We start from the raw sequence: 19994 nt of genomic DNA, 5'->3' as shown, positions 1-19994 counted from the left end.
GCCAATAAAACAATATAAACCTATTAATTTATAGAAGGCAATAGTTTTTGAGATATTGTTAAAAAATAGACACAAATGCACACTTTTTAAGGTGAATATCATTTGTAACTTGATTACATTGTAAACTATTTTCCAGAGAAAAATGCGATTGTGAAAATTTTAAGATAAATAAAGTTATACCAGGATACCCAAGAAATAGAAAAAAGCTATCTTATCATAAGAAAGATAGCTGAATATTTCGTATATTTAGTTTATTTCTTGTGAAATAGTCTGTTGTTGTTCAAATGTGACAATTTTTTTATATTTCACTTGATATAAAATGTAACAAATGACCATAAATGGAATGCCGCAATAAAGAGCGATTCTCTGATCTGGAATGAAAGCTAAACTAACAAATGTAATGAAATTGAGTGAGAACGCTACGATTGGAACGAGCGGATAAAGTGGTGTGCGATATTTTAAATCATTTATGTCACCACCGCTTTTCACGAAGTTTCTACGGAAGAAAAACTGTGAAGCCGCAATTGACATCCAAACGACAACAGCAGCCATTGCTGCGATAGATGTTAAAACTAAAAAGACAGTATCTGCTGCAAATACACTTGTTAATAGGGATAGACTTGCAAAGATTAGACTGAAAATCAATGCGTTTAGTGGTACGCCTTTTTTAGTTAATTTCGTAAATGCTGGACTTGCCATTCCTTGTTTTGCCATCGCCCAAAGCATACGCGAATTTGCGTATAGACCAGAATTGGCTACGGATAATACAGCTGTAATAATAACAAAGTTCATAATGTCTGCTGCATATGGAACACCAGCTACATCAAATACAAGTACAAATGGACTTTCGACTAGATTAGCCTCTTGCCACGGGAGTAAACCTACAACAACTGATATTGCTAGGACGAAGAAGAATAGCGTGCGCCAAATAGTATTTTTGATTGCTTTAGGAATTGTTTTTTCAGGATTTTCACTTTCTCCTGAAGCAATTCCGATTAATTCTGTTCCTTGGAAGGAGTAATTTACTGTAATCATCGTAAGAAGAACAGCTAATGCACCATTTGGAAATAGGCCGCCATTTTCAGTGAAATTATGAAGCATTGGAGCTGGTTTTCCGTTAAAGTCTAGTAGACCGAACATAACTGCACCACCGAGTACGATGAAAACAACAATAGTTGCGACTTTTACACTTGCGAACCAAAATTCTGCTTCTGCATATGCTTTTGCCGATAAAGCGTTTACAAGAAAGAGTGCTGCCGCAAATGTGACACACCAAATCCACGAAGAAACGTCTGGAAACCAGCGTTTCATTAAAATACTTACAGTTGTTAACTCTACTCCAACTGTAACAGCCCAATTTAACCAATACATCCAACCGACAACAAAACCAAAACCAGGTGAAATAAATTTGCTTGCATAGCTTTGGAATGAACCTGCTTCTGGCATAGCTACGGATAATTCACCAAGACATAACATCGTTAAATACATAACAAATCCACCGACTAAAAATGCAAGAATAGCACCACCAGGGCCGGCGTTATGGACGATTTGACCAGATCCCATAAATAGGCCAGTTCCGATAACACCACCAAGTGCGATCATAAATAGGTGTCTACTTTTCATTGTACGTTTTAAATCTGTTTGTTCTACTTGTTGATTCATATGCCCCTCACCCCGTTATTTTCTTAAATGTGTTAATTGGTTTTCATTCTGAGTTTTTAATCATTAGTGGGGGATGTGACACATACTCAGTTTATTTGCTATGAAATGAATGGAGTATGTAAAAAAACGAACTATGACTAAATACTCTAAGAATGTGTTTATTAACAAAGTGATATCTTCACCATGTTAATAATTTTGATTTTAGCAAAATGTTGCTAAAAAGTATATTGTTTTTTCTTTTTATTAAAAATAATTAGAATTTTATAACGATGTAGTTGTGAACAATAATTCACAGAATCTTTCTAGCAAACTAGTAAGAAGAAAGGTACAATGGTAGAAGGTATGTCTGTAAAATAATAATTAATGGAGTTTTGTTTAAAATGAAAAAGTTAAAATATCTTTTTGTTTTTGGAATTATATTTGCTGCAGCGTTTTTTATAGGGAAAGATAAGATTATACAAAAGGCACAAGTGCTACGCTTAGATTTTCTATCTGAAATGAAAGAAGCGGCTATGATTGAAAATGTTCCGTTTATAAAGCAGTTACCAGAATTACCTCGTGGATGTGAAGTGACAAGTTTAGCTATGTTGCTACAATATAAAGGTGTGCAAGTGGATAAGATGCAGCTTGCTAGTGAAATTCATCGAGTTCCATTTGAACAAAATGGTTTGCGTGGAAATCCTTATGAGGGATTTGTTGGAAATATTTATACGAAAGCTGAACCGGGATATGGTGTATACAATAAACCAATCTTTAATTTAGCAGAAAAATATGTTTCTGAAAAAGTAATTAATTTAACAGATAGAGACGTGAATGATCTATATAAGGTAATTAGTTCTGGTTCTCCAGTATGGGTTATTATTAATACAACGTTTAAGCCGCTAGCTGAAAGTAGTTTTGAAACATGGAATACAAGCTCTGGTGAAGTGAAAATTACATATTTTGAGCATAGTGTAGTAGTAGTTGGATACGATCAAAACTTTGTATATGTAAATGATCCTCTAAAAAATAATCCGCGTTTCGCTGTTCCACGAGCAGAGTTTGAGAAAGCCTGGGAGCAAATGGGGAAACAAGCAATTACTATTTTATAATAATGAAAAAGCCGTCTTTTTGATGGCTTTTTATTTTTAAGTTATTATAACGGAAAATTCAGAAGATTCTTTTAAAAGTTAACAATTCACGTTATAATAACATTTAACTTGGTGAAGAAGGAGAGAAGAGAAATGGATGTTGCAAAAGAACTTGTTTTGTCAAAGGATCAGTTAGTTGAGTGGAGAAGGCATTTTCATAAGTATCCAGAGTTATCTTTTCAAGAAGAGAAAACATCGCAGTTTGTGTTCGATATACTTCGGGAAATCCCATGTTTAGAAGTATCAAGACCTACAAAATATAGTGTAATGGCAAGGTTGATTGGAAAGCAGCCTGGTAAAATAGTTGCGGTTCGAGCTGACATGGATGCTCTTCCTATTCATGAAGAAAATGAGTTTGACTTTATTTCTACATATCCGGGTGTGATGCATGCATGTGGCCATGATGGACATATAGCGATATTACTTGGAGTTGTACATAAGTTAGTAGAAGCAAGAGAGAAGATTAAAGGGGAGATTCGTTTTCTATTCCAACATGCTGAAGAAAACTTTCCTGGTGGTGCAGAGGAAATGGTTGCAGCGGGTGTAATGGAAGGGGTCGATTATATTATTGGTGCTCACCTTTGGGCATCGTTAGAGGTTGGAAAAGTAGGTGTAATTTATGGTCCTGCAATGGCTGCCCCAGATGTTTTTAAAATTATAATAGAAGGAAAAGGCGGACATGCTGGAATCCCTCATGAAACTGTTGATAGTATTGCAATTGGTACACAAGTGGTTTCGCAGCTTCAGCAAATTGTATCTCGCCTCACGAATCCGTTAGATTCTCTTGTAGTATCTGTTACGCAGTTTCACGCTGGGACAACCCATAATGTGATTCCAGAACAAGCGGAGATTGAAGGGACAGTGCGGAGTTTAAGACATGAGTTGCGAGAAGAAACAGAGAAAAGGATTGAACAGATTGTAAAGCATGTAACGGAAGCTTATGGAGCGAAATATGCGTTTTCGTATGAATATGGATATCGTCCAGTAGTAAATGATTATGAAGTTACAGAGATTATTGAGCAAACAGCATTACAGCTTTATGGAAGGGAACGAGTTACTCGTTTACAGCCGACGATGGCTGGAGAAGATTTTTCAGCGTTTTTACAAAAGGCGCCAGGGACATTCTTTTTTATCGGAGCGGGAAATAAAGAGAAAGGAATTATATATCCTCACCATCACCCTCGTTTTACGATTGATGAAGATGCATTACCGATTGGCGTGGAAGTTTTTGTATCATCCATTATGAATTTTATAAGTAAAGGAGAATGAGATGAAGAAAATACACGTATTAGCGCTTATTCCAGTTTTTTGTTTAGTTGTTGGACCCGTATTTGCTAATTCAGTTACTCCTTACATATTAGGGATGCCATTTTTATTATTTTGGGTATTATTATCAGTGCTTATTGCATCTCTTTGTATGGGGATTGTGTACGTATTTGATCCTGCTAATAAGGGGGATATAAAATGACCGCATTACTTATTATTATTTTATTTTTGTTTCTCGCACTATTTTTAGGAATTCGGGCACAACATGGAAAAGATATGAATTTAGAGCAATGGTCAGTTGGAGGAAGAGGCTTTGGTACTATTTTTGTTTTTCTTCTTATGGCAGGTGAAATTTATACGACATTCACATTTTTAGGTGGAAGTGGATGGGCGTATAGTAAAGGAGCACCTACTTTTTATATTTTAGGTTATGGTGCATTAGCTTATATTTTATCTTATTTTTTATTACCACCAGTTTGGAAATATGCAAAAGAGCATAATCTAGTTTCACAGCCAGATTTTTTTGTGAAGAAATATAAGAGTCAGGCACTTGGCCTTATTGTTTCTATCATTGGGGTTATTTCGATTATCCCATACCTTGTTTTACAGTTAAAAGGATTAGGAATTATCGTTTCGGAAGCGTCTTACGGAAGGGTATCACCAGTTATCGCAGTGTGGATTGGCGCAATTGTTATAACGATATATGTAATGGTTTCAGGTATACACGGCTCTGCTTGGACGGCCGCTTTGAAGGATATTATGATCCTGTTTATCGTTATGTTTTTAGGTATATATTTACCGTACCATTATTACGGAGGATTTCAGCCGATGTTTGAAGCTGTAGAAGCAGCAAAACCAGGATTTTTATCTTTACCTGATGAAGGAATGAGCATTTCTTGGTTTGTTTCTACTATTGTATTAACAGCTCTCGGTTTCTATATGTGGCCCCATACATTCGCCTCTGCTTTCTCTGCAAAAAATGAAAAAGTATTTCGTAAAAATGCGGCCATTATGCCACTGTATTCTTTAGTTTTACTTTTCGTGTTCTTTGCAGGGTTCGCAGCTATCTTACAAGTTCCTGGATTGAAGGGAGGGGATGTAGACCTTTCGTTATTCCGTCTGGCTCTTCAAACTTTTGATCCTTGGTTTATTGGGATTATTGGTAGTGCTGGAGTTTTAACGGCATTAGTTCCGGGTTCTATGCTTGTCATGGCCGCTTCAACATTATTAGCGAAAAATATTTACGGAACAATGGTCCCATCTGCTTCGGATCGACAAGTGGCAAAAGCAGCGAAATTATTTGTTCCTGTAGTAACGCTTGTAGCTGTTTTGTTTACTTTTAAAGGTGGAGAAACGATAGGGGCACTTCTTTTAATGGGATATAGTATAGTGACACAACTTTTCCCTGCACTTGTATGTAGTTTGTTTCCACGTCAGATTATTACGAAGCAAGGAGCAATTGCGGGCATGGGGATTGGGTTGTTAGTGGTGGCGTATATTACTTTATCTGGTTCAACTATAGCTACGATGTTTCCGGGTTTCCCTCAATATATAAAAGATTTAAATGTAGGTATAGTTGCGTTGTTAATGAATATGATTGTGATGTTTATCGTTAGCGGGTTCACGAAAAATGTGTCTATAAAAGCGGACAATATAATAGTAGAAAAGTAATCCATATGCTAGAGCTATCTTTGAAAAGAGATAGCTCTTTTTTGTATATATTTTCTTCTATTAGCGGAATCTAACTAAAAACTTGTTAAAAAGGAAGTTAGGTGGGGGACTTGTTAGAGTTAAAAGGTAACTTATTTGAAGTTATGAAAGAAATTAGGGATGAGTTAGGTTCGCCTAATGATTTAACAATTAGGGAAGTTGCCCTTGCTGGTAGTTTTACACGCTGTGCTGTTGTCTTTTTATGTGGGTTAACAGATAAGGATAATGTTTATAAATATGTAGTTCGTACACTTCAATATGAAGAAATACAAAAAGATGAAGCTGTTGTTCAAACATTATTAGATCGCTTTATTTCTATTGCAGAAGTTGGTAAGAAGACAACATTTCCGGATATTATAAATGCGATTTTAGCGGGAGATACAGTTATATTAATTGATAATATTCAAACTGCTATCGTGATAAATAGTAGAGCTTGGGAAAAAAGAAGTTTAGAACCGCCAGTAACAGAAGATTTAATACGTGGACCGAGGGTAGGATTAAATGAAGATATTAACGTGAATAAAATGTTAATTCGCCGTAGTTTACGTGACCCAAAGCTGAGATTTCAATCTTATATTATGGGGAAGAGATCCCAAAAAGAAGTGACTTTAGTATATATAGAAGACATTATTAATCCTTACATTGTAAAAGAGCTAGATCGGCGTCTTCAATCCATAGTGACAGATGTTGTTTTTGAGACGGGTACAATTGAGCAATTAATTCAAGATAATAATTTGTCACCGTTTCCGCAGTTTTTGAATACGGAAAGGCCTGATAATATTGTGGCCTCATTAGCGAAAGGAAAGGCAGCTATTTTGGTGGATGGATCACCGTTTGCCCTTATAGCTCCGCTAGTGTTTGTTGATATTTTTCAATCTGTGGAAGATCATTATGAGCGTTGGGTAATAGGGACTTTATTAAGAATTTTGCGGATGGGTTCTGGTATAGTTGCAGTTTTAATGCCGGCGATGTATGTAGCGCTCGTCTCATATCACCAAGGACTTATTCCTTCTAAATTGGCTTATTCGATTGCTGGGGCAAGAGAAGGTGTTCCGTTTCCTGCATATATAGAAACATTAATGATGGCATTAACGATGGAGTTAATACGAGAAGCGGGAATTAGGTTGCCGAAACCGATGGGACAAACAATTGGGATTGTAGGTGGGCTTGTAATTGGAGAAGCAGCGGTGAACGCAGGAATTGTAAATCCATTTTTAGTTATCATTATTGCGGTTACAGCAATTGCTACATTTTCACTTCCGGTGTATAGCATCACAATTACGTTTCGAATTTTACTTTTTGTCTTTGTATTAGCGGCGACTGCTTTTGGATTGTATGGAATTATTTTAGCGCTTATTGCACTTGCGGTTCATATTACAAACTTGAAGAGTGTTGGTATTCCTTATACAACACCTATAGCTCCAGCTTTTTATAAAGATTGGAAAGAAGAGCTTATTCGTTTGCCAAAATCAATGTTGAAAGAGAGACCGGAATATTTACAAACGAAGGATTCTACAATACGTCCAAAGGAGCGAGAATAATTGAAACCATTTGAGTATGGCGATGAAGAGATTGGATCTCGGGAAATTGGGTTTGCGGTATCTTCGACCATTATTGGTATAGGGGCATTGTCTATGCCAAGAGATATCGCTAACCAAACCTTATTTTCGGACGGTTGGATTATTTTGCTTTTGGGTGGATTGGTTTGTGCAGTTTTAGGTTGGTTTGTAACGAGGGTAGCTATTTTATTCCCGAAACAAAACTTTGTTCAATATACGAGTGCGCATTTGACAAAGCCTGTTGCATACACGATTAGTAGCATTTTAGTATTAACGTTTGCTGCGTTGACAGCATATGAATCGAGAATGATTTCAGTCATTTCTCAAACATATTTATTTAGTGATACACCAATACAACTACTGTCTTTCTTCTTCTTATTAGTTGTTATTTATGGAATAGCGGGATCAAGAGCGGCCTTATTAAGGTTAAATGTTCTATTTTTACCTATTGTTTTAATTGCGATCGTGCTTCTTTCTTTACTGAATATAAATTTAATGGAAATAAATAATTTACTACCAGCTTTTCAAACGAAAGTAAGTCAATATGCTGTTGGAGTTAAAAATTCTATTTTTACGTTTATTGGATTTGAAGTAGCTCTGTTTTATGCTGTGTTGCTGAATGATAAGGCGGCAAAAAAAGCACCATTGGCAGTTGCGAAAGCGGTAATGGTAAATGTGTTGTCGTACATTTTAATTTATGTAACTTGTATTAGTGTTTTTACGTATATGACAACTCGTGGATTGACGTACCCAACAATTGAATTAGGGAAAGAAATTGAAATTGGTGGAGGGTTTTTAGAAAGATTTGATGCAATTTTTTTTACAACATGGATTATTACTATTTATAACACTACGGCCATGTATTATGACGTCGCATCTTTATTATTTTGCGCTATGTTTCCAAAAGTGAAGAAACATGTTTTCATTTTTGTAAGTGCCCCGATTATTTTTATGGTGAATATGATACCTAGTAGTTTAAATGCTTTATCAAATTATGGAACTTATTTAGCTTGGATAGATATGGGGTTTGTCGTGTTAGCACCTTTGTTAGTTTTTATTGTATATAAAATAAAAAGAAGGAATGGTAGAAATGAAACACCTTCTTAAAATTATAATGCTTATGGTTTTAGTTGGATCTATCAGTGGGTGTTCTGAGCTAGAAGAAATAGAAGAAAGAGGATTTGTAGTAGGTGCAGCCTATGATATCGTGAAAAAAAATAAATCAAATCCGATTATGAAAGGGACGTATCAGATGGTGCTTCCCAGTAAGCTAGCGCAACAAGGGGGACAAGGTGGTGGAGATAGCGAAAATTATATTAATGTGAGTGCGAAAGCAGATAGTGTCTTTGAGCAAATACGAATTATCGCAAAAAAAATTAGTCGCTCATTATTCTTTCCACATATACAAGTGATAATTTTTTCTAAAGATTTATTAAGGAATCCATATGTTTTACAAAATACGTTAGATGTATATATTCGTGATCATGAGATGAGACGAAATATTCGTTTGTTCGTTTCTGACAAAGATGCAGAAGCTATTTTGAAACAGAGCGCTAAGCCTGAAAATTTACCAGCGCAGTATATTGATATGTTAGCTGAACATCCTCCGAAAAATGCTCAAATGGTTGAGGCTGCAAGAATTGGTGAGGTTCAGGAAAAGATGATTGCGAACCGAAGTTTCGTATTACCTATTCTTGAATTAACAAAGCAAGGTGTACAAATGAACGGGGCAGCGTTGTTCCGTGGGAAGGATAATAAGTGTGTAGGTAGTTTGAATGGGGAAGAAACATTAGGGATGAATTATATAATAGGTAAAAAAATTGGAGGTTTTTTTACCATCCGCAAAAAGAATCAACTTATTACATATGAAATTCATAAGTTGCGTCGGAAAATTAAAGTATCTACAAAGAATATTACAAAACCAAAGTTTAATATTCACTTATATTTGGAAGGTACAATAGCTGAGTTACACTTTAGTGATCATAAAAAGGTCTTGAATGAAAAACGTTTAGAGAAGGATATTTCGAAGGAAATGGAGACGCGCATCCGAAAATCCATTCAGCTTGTTCAAAAAAAATATAAGGTAGATGTATTAGAGTTAGGGGAAGTATATAAGCGGCATAATTATAAGGAGTGGAAAAAAATAAGTAAGAATTGGGATCAAGGTGAAAATTACTTTAGTGATGCTGAGGTTACTGTTCATGTTCATCCAACAATTGAACATTCGGGTTCAGCTTTACCAAAAAGAGTAAAGTAAGGTGATGGAAGGTGTTTACTGGATTAGGGATTAGTTGCACAATATTAATGGCAGTTCTTCCGGGAACCGTATACTACATTCATAAAAAAATCACAACGTATGGAGCGCAGCCTTGGAATACTGATGTGCAAAAAAAGAAACCTGAATAATTTCAGGTTTCTTTCGCGCAAAGCATATGTGAAGGGGGATACCTTCTATGTATGCTTTGTTTTTATACAAGCCCTAACCAATGTACCAATTGTGTAGAGAGGAATGTCACAACAATTGCGATAACGGTAGGGATTGCAAACGATAAGAATGTCCATTTTGCACTTTTTGTTTCTTTATATATGTTAACCAGTGTCGTTCCACATGGGAAATGAAGAAGTGAGAACAACATTGTGTTTAACGCCGTTAACCAAGTCCAACCATTTTCTAAGAATAGATTTTTAATTTGATTAAAATCATCTATTTCAGTTAAAGCTCCGGTTGATAAGTAAGACATTAATAAAATCGGGATAACAATTTCATTCGCTGGTAGTCCAAGAATGAAAGCAGCTAGAATAAAGCCGTCAAGTCCTAACATTTTAGCGAATGGATCTAGGAAGTTTACAAAATACATAAGTAAACTTGTGTCACCGATGAAAATATTAGCTAGTAACCAAGTTAATGCAGCCGCAGGGGCAGCTACAACTACAGCTCGTTTTAAAACATAAACTGATTTATCGAGTGTTGCACGCACAATTGTATTCCAAACCTTTGGCTTACGGTACGGCGGTAACTCAAGTGTGTAGTGAGTTGGAACGCCTTTTAAAGCTGTTTTTGATAGTACCCAAGAAACGGTTAATGTCATAACGATACCAATTACAACCATTCCAACTACAACGCCAGCAGTAACCAATGTTTGCATACTACCTGTATAACCAGCAGCCATAAATAATGAAGCCATTAAAATTAACATAGGCCAGCGACCGTTACAAGGAACGAAGTTGTTTGTTAAGATTGCAAGCATACGTTCACGTGGTGATTCAATAATACGTGTTGACATAATGGCTGCTGCATTACAACCGAAGCCCATTGCCATTGTTAAAGATTGTTTACCGTGTGCACCAGAGCGTTTGAATAAGCGGTCCATATTAAACGCAACGCGTGGTAAGTATCCGTAGTTTTCTAATAGTGCAAACATAGGGAAAAAGATGGCCATAGGTGGTAACATAACGCTAATAACAGCACCGATACCACGGAATAAACCAAGTATTAAAATGCCATGTAACCATTCAGGTGCATGTGCTGCTTGGAACCAAGATGTTAAATATCCTTCGGCCCATCCGAAGAATTCAGCAATCATATCAGATGGTACGTTAGCGCCTGCAATTGTAAGATAAAAAATGATAGATAAAATACCGAGCATAATTGGGAATCCCCAGATTGGAGATGTGAAAATTTTATCTAGTTTTTCAGAACGATACAATTTATCCGTATTTGTATATTGAACAGATTCTTTACATATGCTTGCAGATGTTCGATAAATATCTCCGACAATATCATCTCGTATATCTTCTTTTGATAGTGCTTGTGCATGTTGAATAATATAGTCTAATGGAAGAGCTTTACTGGCTGAGTGAGATTCCATTCATTACGACCTCCCTTACAAGTGGTTCATTATGGTGTTTTTGAAGTGTAGTTAAGAAATTTTTATCTCCATCTAATATACGTAACGCAATCCAACGTGCTGGATACGTATCACCGAACACTTTATAAATTTGTGGTTCTAATTCCTGAATCATATTCTCGATTTTTTCGCTGTAAGAAATTTTAATTGGTGTTGGAATTAGTTTTTTATTTGCTACTTTGGCAATGACATTTAGTAAATGACCGATGCCTACTCGGTTACGAGCGGAAATCTTAACTACAGGTACACCGAGTGATTTTGCTAATTTCTTTTCATTAATAACGATGCCTTTTTTCTCAGCTTCATCAATTAAGTTAATACAAATGACTACGTTGCTCGTCATTTCCATCACTTGAAGTGCTAAATTTAAATTTCGCTCCATAGCAGTTGCGTCGATAACAACTACAGTTACTTCTGGTTTTTCAAATATAATATAATCCCTTGCTACTTCTTCATCCGCAGAATTTGAATATAGTGAGTAAGTTCCAGGTAAATCTATTAATGTATATTTACTACCGTTATGTTCATATTCCCCTTCAGCTTTTAAAACAGTTTTTCCCGTCCAGTTTCCAGTATGTTGTTTTAAGCCTGTTAAAGTATTAAATAATGTACTTTTCCCGGTATTCGGGTTGCCAGCTAAAGCAATGCGATGTTTGCTCATCTGAAATCATCTCCTATTAATACCCCGAAAATAAGGGAACTTTCTTCCTTGCGTAGTGCAATAGTGGTGTTGCTTACTTGATAAGCGACCGGATCTCCAAGTGGACTGCGTTGTAATACTTTAATCGTTGCGCCTGGGATAAATCCTAAATCTAATAAACGTCGTTTCATAGTTCCTTCTAATTGTATCTTCTCAATTTGTACAAACTCTCCAGTCTTAAATTCGGAAAGTGGTTTTATATTAGCCGATACCATAAAAGTTACCTCATCTCTATATTGTTAGTTTAAGTTTAAAAAGTTTCCTTAGGTAAACTTTTTGTTAGTAATATAGTAGACTACATTGGATGATGCTGTCAATTGGTACTTTAAAAATATTCATTTATTTTTAGAATTGTTCCAATTTATTTAGTTGTACTAAAAAATATTACTGAAATTCTGTGTAATGTGCATAAATTAGGTGTGTAAAAGTAACAAAATACAGCGGAATTGTAAATGTAACTTTAACTAAAAGGGGAAAAGAGCGAAAAACATTTACATTGAATTTACATTGTTAAGAGTAAATTTACATTACAGCTTAATTAGTGTGGATTTTGTTGGGTTCTTTAACTATAAATGTTGGGATTCCTAGTTTTTAAGGAGTATTATCGTCATTTACTTAAAATTAAAAATTGCTTAACACTCACATAATATTATTGTCCTACAATGAATTTGTGTTCGAAAGAAGTAGACAAATGTGAAAAGTGATAATCCAAATGGGGGTACAAGACATGGTTATGAAAAAGGGTATTAAATTTTCTTTAGCAGCTTTAGTGGTAGCGGGTTCATTAGTGGGATGTGGAAAAGCAGAAGAGACATCAGGTAAAGATGCTAAAGGAAGCGATAATGCAAAACAAGAATTGTCAGGTACGATAGCAGCTGCAGGCTCTACAGCACTTCAACCTCTTGCAGAGGAAGCTGGAAAGAAATTTATGGAGAAAAATTCAAACGTTTCTATTCAAGTGCAAGGTGGCGGTAGTGGAACTGGAATTAACCAAGTAGCTTCTGGTGCAGTCCAAATTGGTAACTCAGATGTTCCATCTGCAGATAAAATAAAAGATGCTGATAAGGCGAAAGAATTAGTAGATAACAAGGTAGCGGGTATTGCGTTCGCACTTGTCGTAAATAAAGATGTAAAAGTTGATAATTTAACAGTACAACAAGTACAAGATATCTTCACTGGAAAAGTAACGAACTGGAAAGAGGTAGGCGGGAAAGATGAAAAAATCAACGTAATTAACCGTCCGGCTTCTTCTGGTACACGTGCTACATTTGAAAAAACAATTATGAAAGACGCGAAAATTAATGACGGAACTGGTACTACACAAGATTCTAACGGTGCAGTAGAGCAAGCGATTAACTCTACTCCAGGTTCAGTAAGTTATTTAGCAATGTCTTACATGGTTGGCGAGAAAAAAGGTGCGCTACAAACAGTGAAAATTGATGGTGCTGAACCAAAAGTTGAAAACATTGCGTCTGGTAAATATCCATTCTGGTCTTACGAGTACATGGTAACGAAAGGTGAGGCAAAAGAAGCAACAAAAGCTTACATTGACTATGTAAAAGGGAAAGATTTTGAAAAGCAAGTAGAAGATATGGGTTATATTCCAATGTCTAAATTAAATAAGTAATAAAATTTATGGGGCTGGCTGCAAGGCCAGTCCTGTTCATTTCAATTTATGAAGTGGGGTCTGTCCTGTGATGAAGGGGAAAAAACAAATTAATTACGTGAAAAGTGAATATATAGGAAGATCACTTGTTACGTTTTGTGGTATTTTTATTGTTTTAGTTACATTAGCTATTATTGCATTTATTTGCGGTAAAGGAATTCAATCTTTTACGCAAAGTGGTATCTCGTTTACTGAGATGTTAACATCGACAAAATGGAGTCCAAATGCTGATGAGGGAACTTTCGGGGCTGTAATTTTCATTGTAGGTTCAACGGTAGTTTCGTTAGGTGCGGTTATTATTAGTGCGCCAATTGCTATAGCTCTTGCTATATTCATGAATTTAATTTCGCCGAAGTTTGGAAATAAAGTATTGAAGCCTGTTTTAGAATTATTAGTTGGTATTCCTTCGGTTGTATACGGATTATTAGGGGTTACAATTTTAGTACCGCTATTACGTGATTCGTTTGGAGGAGTAGGGTTTAGTTTAATTGCGGGTATTATTGTCCTGAGTATTATGATTTTACCTACTATTGCTAGTATCGCTTCTGATGCAATACGCTCTGTTCCATTTGATTATTTAGAAGCTTCTTATGGTTTAGGATCAACGAAATGGCAAGCGATTAGCCGGGTAATTGTTCCTGCTGCGAAAAAAGGGATTTTAACAGGTGTTGTTTTAGGTTTAGCGCGTGCTTTTGGTGAAGCGTTAGCGGTTCAAATGGTAATTGGGAATACGATTAAATTACCAGAAGGAATATATAGTCCGACAGCAACGTTAACTGGTATTTTGACAATGGACATGACAAATACATTAAACGGAACTGCTTGGAACAATGCGCTATGGACTTTAGCAATGATTTTACTTGTTATTTCATTCCTGTTTATTTTAGTAATTCGAGCAATTGGGCAAAGAGGTGAGCGATAATAATGAATGCAAGAACGGTAAATAAAGTTTGGACAGGTATCTTTTATGCGGTTGCGGCTTTAGTTGTAGCTTTGCTAGTGTTCTTAGTATTTGAGATTTTACAAAAGGGATGGGGTTTTTGGGATCCTAATTTCTTGTTTGGAGAACCAAGCAATACAAGAGCTGGTGGTGGGATTGGTCCGCAGTTATTCAATTCCTTCTATATGCTTGTTATAACGCTTATTATATCTATTCCCCTTGGATTAGGTGCTGGAATATATTTGGCAGAATATGCAAAACAAGGGCGTTTTTTAAATTTTGTTCGTTTATGTATTGAGACAATGGCATCTTTACCTTCTATTGTTGTTGGTTTGTTCGGTTTGTTAGTGTTCGTTACAATGACAGGATGGGGATACACAGTAATGGGTGGTGCCCTTGCTTTAACGATTTTAAACTTGCCAGGTTTAACGCGTGTTTGTGAAAATGCGATTTCAGAGGTTCCTTCTAATGTGAAAGAGGCGAGTCTTGGATTAGGTGCAACAAAGTGGCAAACGATTACTCGTATTATTATTCCGTCGTCACTACCACAAATTATTACAGGTGTTATTTTAGCGGCAGGTCGTATATTTGGTGAAGCGGCGGCATTAATTTATACAGCGGGTTTAACATCTCCAATTTTAAATTCAGCAGCGGATTTCTCAAGTCCTGCTCATCCTTTAAATCCATTTAGACCAGCTGAAACGTTAGCGGTTCACATTTGGAAGTTAAATTCTGAAGGGATTATCCCAGATGCGAAGTTAATTGCGACAAAATCTGCAGCTGTATTAATTATTATGGTATTACTATTCAATGTTATTTCACGCTTAGTAGCATCTATATTGCACAAACGTTTTACAGGAGCGAAAAGAAAAAGTAAAACGACGAAGAAGGTAAAAGCTGCATAAGCTGTAAAGGGGAACTCTCTACTTATAAGTAGGGGGTTTTTGTATTTTAATGATAGAAGGAATGGATGTAATGATTGTTGAATTTGTAATTGATTGTATAGACGAATAGGTGCAACTGAAGGAGTGGAGGAATTGTTTTTTTTACAAATGTCAGGTTTTCCTGGGGCAGGAAAATCGACAGTTTCTAAGTATATTGCGAAGTTAACAGGTGCTGTAATTGTAGATCATGATGTTTTGAAATCCGCATTGTTGCAATCATTAGAAATGAAAGGGATTGAATCGACGATTGTTGTAGGAGTATCATACGATGTTGAATGGGTATTGATTGATTCTTATTTAGAACAAGGGCATAGTGTGATATTGGATAGTCCATGTCTATATGAAGGAATGGTTGAAAAAGGAATTAAGCTGTCTAATAAACATGGTGTGAAATATAAATATATTGAGTGTTATGTGAATGATATGGAAGAGATTAATAATAGGTTGCAAACACGTAAGCGTATGGTCAGTCAAATTGAAAAGGTAGAGTCAGAAGTAGCTTTTAAAAAATGGTTAAATGGTAGTAAAAGACCTTTAAATAGTGAATATATTATTGTGGATTCTAGTGAATCTCTAGAACGGTATGCGGAAAAAATGATGGATTATATGAATAGGTAGAGAAAAGGGTTATCTTCATTCATGAAGATAACCCTTTTCTTTTAAATATCAGGTGTTTCTGTAGAAGTGCTTATTTTTCTACGAGAGCGCCTTTTTCTCCCGATTTTATCTAATAGTTCATACATAACTGGAACGACTACTAATGTAAGAACAGTTGAGACTGCCAAACCACCGATGACAACAACGGCTAGACTTTTTGATACCATACTTCCTGCTTGTGATTGGCCAAATAGGAGTGGTAGCATAGCAACAATTGTTGTAATAGCTGTCATAATAATTGGACGTAGTCTAGTGGAACCTGCTTCAAGCAAGGCCTCTCTTGTTTCCATACCGTGTTCCCGGTTTTGTTGTACTCTTTCTATTAATACGATAGCGTTTGTAACGACAATCCCGATTAACATTAATGCTCCAATCAAGGAATTTACATCAACTGGTGTTCCTGAAATGATTAATCCTAAAATACCGCCGACAGCAGCTAATGGCAGGGAGAACAAGATTGCAAAAGGAGCACGCGCCTGCCCGAAGGTAATAACCATAATTAAATATACAATCCCGATTGCAATCCCCATAATCTTGAATAAATCTGTGAAGTTCTCTTGCATAGATTCAGTGGCGCCTGCGATGTTTACTTTTGCTCCGCTAGGTAAATCTAAGTCGGTTATTGCTTTGTTCACTTCTGCGCTTACCTTACTTAAATCTTCATTTGAAGCTTCTGCGGTAATTTGAATCGTTTCTTTCCCATCTTTATGGAAGACTTCTGTTTGAAGTTGCTTTTCTGAAATAGTTGCAATGTCTTTTAAAGGAATTGCTCCATTAATAGGTGATAGTATGTTTGTGTTTAAAATGTCTTCTCGTTTAGTAATGCTTTCTTTTTTATGTTCTATCATAATAGTAGTTTTTTCGTTATTGATTGAAACTTCACCAATAGGTGATTTCTTCATAAGGAATGCTACTTGTTGAGCTGCTAATTCTGGTGTTAATCCTAGTTGTTCGGCCTTTGTTTGATCAACATGGATTTGCCATTCTTTCTTAGAGTCTTTTAAATTCGTTTTTACTTTAGAAAGATCATCCATATCTTTTAGTTTTGTTTCGACGATAGTAGCAGCCTCTTTTAAATTCGTTTCGTTAGTGGCTGTTACGTTGAATTGCAAATTATTGCCGCCGCCAGAGCTTGAATAACTCATTTTTATATAATCAAGTTCAGCGGGTTCAAAAGTTTTATGTTCTTTCTTTAACTCTTTAATATACTGATCAATATCAGAACCTTTTTTAAAGACTACCAATATACTTGCGAGATTATTTTTGGTCGTTTGCCCCCATTGTGCATCTTCTGCGCTAGATCCCATTCGTAAAATAACATCCGTTACATCTGAATTAGAAAGTAGCTTCTTTTCGAAATCAAAGGCTTTTTGTTTTTGTGTTTCAGGAGCGTAATCAGCTGGGAAAGTCATATTAATAGATAACATTGTGTCGTCTTCAGATTGTATATTCGCTTTCGGTAGTAATACATAGGCAGCAATCGATCCTGCGAATAATAAAAAAGAAGTAAGTAGAATAATGAATTTATGCGAAAGAGCCCACTTTAATGTAGCCACATATCGTGGTGAAGAACTTGGCTTTTTGTGTTTTGTTTTTTTGAGTAGTAAAAAAGCCATAAGTGGAACAACTGTTAGTGCAACGATTAAGGACGATAGTATAGAATATACGACCGCTAATACCATAGGTAACATTAATTTTCCGATTACTCCTGATACGAGGCCGATAGGTAGAAAAACAGCGACCGTTGTTAAGGTGGAAGAAGTAATTGCGACGGCGACCTCTTTCGTTGCATCGAGAATAATATCTTTAGAGAAAGATTCCTTTTGTAACCGGCGGAAAATATTCTCAATGACAACGATGCTATCATCGACGAGACGTCCAACTGCAACGGCTAAACCACCAAGTGTTAGAGTGTTAAGTGTGATGTTAGATTGGTGTAGTAAAAAGAGTGTTAATAAAATAGATAATGGAATACTGACAACAGCAATGAGTGTCGTTCGGAAGTTACGTAAAAAGATTAAGATAATTAGAGTTGCAGCAATTGCTCCAAGGATTACTTCTTTTCCCATGCTAGTAACAGCATTTTCAACTTGCTCATGAGTTGATGCTAAAAGTTTAATAGAAAACTGATCTTTATATTGTTTACTTATATCTTTAATTTTTTTATCGATTTCTTTTCCAGTTGCAACTGCATTTTTACTTGGCTCTTTCATGATGATTAATCCAGTGCCTTCTTCGCCGTTTATATGTGAGATTGTATCGTAGTGTTGTTTAAGTTCAATTTGAGAAACATCTTGTAATTTAATTTGAGGTGCAACAGTGATGTTTTTAATGTCATCTACATTTTTTATATCCCCGATGACACGAAGGTTATATTCTTCTTTATTAACGGTAATAGCTCCAGCTGGAGTGGAAGTTTCTTTTCCTTGTAAAACCTTTACTATTTGTTCCGTTGTTATGTTTTTATCTTTTAATTGGTTTGGGTCTAGTATAATAGATAATTCGGTAGTTGATTTTCCAAAAAACATAACGTTGGCAACGCCATCAATGCTTTCGAGTTGTGGTACGATTTCCTTTTCGATTTGTTTTTCATCTGTTTTTGAAAATCCGTTTTGCTTTTGGATTGCAATTTGAGCCAGTGGAATCATAGAAGTATTTAATTGGCTAACTATCGGTTTAGTTGCATCTTTAGGTAATTTAATTGTATTAATGGCCTTTTCAACTTCACGTGTGGCATCTTTCATATTTGCTTTGGATGTATACGCGATATCGATGCGTGATAATCCTTCGTGAGTAGAAGAGGTGATGTTGTCGATGTGTTCTAAGTTGCGAAATTGTTTTTCAAGAGGATCGGTTACTTCTTTTGTCATTGCTTCAGCGTCGAGTCCTGGAGATAAGGTTGTGACGGTGACTGCGGGATTATCGATGCTAGGTAAAAATTCCATAGGTAATTTAGAGCCGGAATAAACACCGAGTATGGAAATGAGAAAAACCATGATGATAACAGCGGCGCGGTTTTTTAATGAAAACTTCGTTAACCTATCCATAAAGTAATTCCTCCATTGGTTTATTTATAGTTGAGTACGTCCTCTCTTACTATATAACAAAAAATGGATATTTTTCATTAATTAAATGTAAAAAAATTCTAACAATAATCTTAAGGTGATGTTTTGTTGGAATTTCGTTATCGATCCCGCCATTGGTCGGACAATAAGATTCTCACCTTGAATTCGGTTGGGGTGGAGCTATCTGCCAACACTTGGTTCTTTCAACTAGTAATGATTTGTGTGGAGGGACAAAAAATCAGCATGTTCGCATTATTAGGAAGTGGGGAAGTTATTTTCTTTTTGAGTGTGGATTGATTTGTTTTTTTAGTTAGTCTAAAGAGAAGCAATTGATTATGGACTTTAATATAGAAGAGAATGAAAAGCTGGGGAGGGATTATGAAATGTAGTTTGGTTAATTAGAGTGTATTGGTATACAATTTAAGTTAGTTGTTTTCTGTAGAGGAGATGAGATGTATCTATATAGAAGAAAGTAGGGCAAATATTTTTTGTGTTTTTTAAAAAAAACACTTGTTATTTAAAAACCATGATGGTATATTAATAAACGTCGCTGATGCGGAAATGCAGAAAACGACAAAAAAAGAAATTTTAAAACTTAGTTGACATCGAAAAATGAAGATGTTAATATGATGAAGTCGCTTCTGAGCGACGGACAAGTTCTTTGAAAACTGAACGAAACAAACAACGTGAAACGTCAATTTTTATTTTATGATGCTAGACAAACTAACTTTATTGGAGAGTTTGATCCTGGCTCAGGATGAACGCTGGCGGCGTGCCTAATACATGC

General features: G+C 35.8%; 17 protein-coding genes. 12 read left to right on the top strand and 5 right to left on the bottom strand.

All coding sequences use genetic code 11. The features are described 5' to 3' along the window. Positions 1-246: 246 nt before the first annotated feature. On the bottom strand, positions 247-1662 hold the full coding sequence (locus AC2CGR_RS24920; protein ID WP_087966996.1) for an amino acid permease: 1416 nt from the start codon (positions 1660-1662) through the stop codon (positions 247-249). A 380-nt stretch (positions 1663-2042) separates the two neighbouring features. Here AC2CGR_RS24920 and AC2CGR_RS24915 point away from each other — a divergent pair, with 380 nt between their 5' ends. The 8 genes from AC2CGR_RS24915 to AC2CGR_RS24880 all read left to right on the top strand — a co-directional run bounded on the left by AC2CGR_RS24915 (position 2043) and on the right by AC2CGR_RS24880 (position 9733). Beyond that, complete coding sequence (locus tag AC2CGR_RS24915; protein WP_046197145.1) at positions 2043-2753, top strand: C39 family peptidase; 711 nt, start codon at positions 2043-2045, stop codon at positions 2751-2753. A gap of 132 nt (positions 2754-2885) precedes the next feature. Further along, a complete protein-coding gene (locus tag AC2CGR_RS24910) occupies positions 2886-4061 on the top strand; it encodes an amidohydrolase (RefSeq protein ID WP_087966993.1) in 1176 nt (391 codons plus the stop codon). A gap of 1 nt (position 4062) precedes the next feature. After that, positions 4063-4260, top strand: a complete 198-nt coding sequence (locus tag AC2CGR_RS24905; RefSeq protein WP_087966991.1) for a DUF3311 domain-containing protein — start codon at positions 4063-4065, stop codon at positions 4258-4260. Then, positions 4257-5729 (top strand): sodium:solute symporter family protein, encoded by a 1473-nt coding sequence (locus AC2CGR_RS24900; protein WP_087966989.1) that lies wholly within the window; start codon positions 4257-4259, stop codon positions 5727-5729. The genes AC2CGR_RS24905 and AC2CGR_RS24900 overlap by 4 nt, the downstream gene beginning before the upstream one ends. Positions 5730-5830: 101 nt before the next feature. Next, the gene (gene gerLA, locus AC2CGR_RS24895; RefSeq protein WP_131101413.1) at positions 5831-7309 is read left to right on the top strand and encodes a spore germination protein GerLA; all 1479 of its coding nucleotides are present in this window, start codon (positions 5831-5833) and stop codon (positions 7307-7309) included. Further along, positions 7310-8434 (top strand): spore germination protein GerLB, encoded by a 1125-nt coding sequence (gerLB, locus tag AC2CGR_RS24890; protein ID WP_087966986.1) that lies wholly within the window; start codon positions 7310-7312, stop codon positions 8432-8434. After that, a complete protein-coding gene (locus AC2CGR_RS24885; RefSeq protein WP_131101415.1) occupies positions 8418-9584 on the top strand; it encodes a Ger(x)C family spore germination protein in 1167 nt (388 codons plus the stop codon). Before gerLB ends, AC2CGR_RS24885 begins: the two co-directional genes overlap by 17 nt. Before the next feature lie 11 nt (positions 9585-9595). Beyond that, positions 9596-9733, top strand: coding sequence for a hypothetical protein (locus tag AC2CGR_RS24880; protein ID WP_087966983.1), 138 nt, complete (start codon positions 9596-9598; stop codon positions 9731-9733). Positions 9734-9795: 62 nt separating this feature from the next. On the opposite strand, the gene AC2CGR_RS24875 is transcribed toward AC2CGR_RS24880, so the two are convergent. Genes AC2CGR_RS24875 through AC2CGR_RS24865 form a run of 3 tightly spaced genes read right to left on the bottom strand, consistent with a single transcriptional unit; the run spans position 9796 to position 12150 of the window. Then, positions 9796-11196 (bottom strand): nucleoside recognition domain-containing protein, encoded by a 1401-nt coding sequence (locus AC2CGR_RS24875; RefSeq protein WP_000443586.1) that lies wholly within the window; start codon positions 11194-11196, stop codon positions 9796-9798. Beyond that, positions 11174-11896, bottom strand: coding sequence for a FeoB small GTPase domain-containing protein (locus AC2CGR_RS24870; protein WP_087966979.1), 723 nt, complete (start codon positions 11894-11896; stop codon positions 11174-11176). Before AC2CGR_RS24870 ends, AC2CGR_RS24875 begins: the two co-directional genes overlap by 23 nt. Further along, positions 11893-12150, bottom strand: a complete 258-nt coding sequence (locus AC2CGR_RS24865; protein ID WP_000252984.1) for a FeoA family protein — start codon at positions 12148-12150, stop codon at positions 11893-11895. The genes AC2CGR_RS24870 and AC2CGR_RS24865 overlap by 4 nt, the downstream gene beginning before the upstream one ends. Before the next feature lie 512 nt (positions 12151-12662). Here AC2CGR_RS24865 and AC2CGR_RS24860 point away from each other — a divergent pair. From AC2CGR_RS24860 to AC2CGR_RS24845, 4 genes are all read left to right on the top strand, one after another. Next, positions 12663-13562, top strand: coding sequence for a phosphate ABC transporter substrate-binding protein PstS (locus tag AC2CGR_RS24860; protein WP_000245119.1), 900 nt, complete (start codon positions 12663-12665; stop codon positions 13560-13562). A 70-nt stretch (positions 13563-13632) separates the two neighbouring features. Continuing rightward, a complete protein-coding gene (pstC, locus tag AC2CGR_RS24855) occupies positions 13633-14523 on the top strand; it encodes a phosphate ABC transporter permease subunit PstC (RefSeq protein WP_000676679.1) in 891 nt (296 codons plus the stop codon). Between the two features lie 2 nt (positions 14524-14525). After that, positions 14526-15446 carry a phosphate ABC transporter permease PstA gene (pstA, locus tag AC2CGR_RS24850; RefSeq protein WP_000994142.1) on the top strand — a complete coding sequence of 307 codons (921 nt, stop codon included), beginning with the start codon at positions 14526-14528 and terminating at the stop codon, positions 15444-15446. Between the two features lie 132 nt (positions 15447-15578). Beyond that, complete coding sequence (locus AC2CGR_RS24845) at positions 15579-16103, top strand: P-loop nucleotide/nucleoside kinase family protein (protein ID WP_087966977.1); 525 nt, start codon at positions 15579-15581, stop codon at positions 16101-16103. A gap of 41 nt (positions 16104-16144) precedes the next feature. Here AC2CGR_RS24845 and AC2CGR_RS24840 read toward each other — a convergent pair whose 3' ends face one another. Continuing rightward, positions 16145-19189 (bottom strand): efflux RND transporter permease subunit, encoded by a 3045-nt coding sequence (locus tag AC2CGR_RS24840; protein WP_087966975.1) that lies wholly within the window; start codon positions 19187-19189, stop codon positions 16145-16147. Positions 19190-19994: the final 805 nt, after the last annotated feature.

The sequence above is a fragment of the Bacillus sp. LSHTCR4 genome (assembly GCF_057197025.1).
The sequence above is the reverse complement of the archived record's forward strand: the minus strand, read 5'-3'. Positions and strand labels throughout refer to the sequence as shown.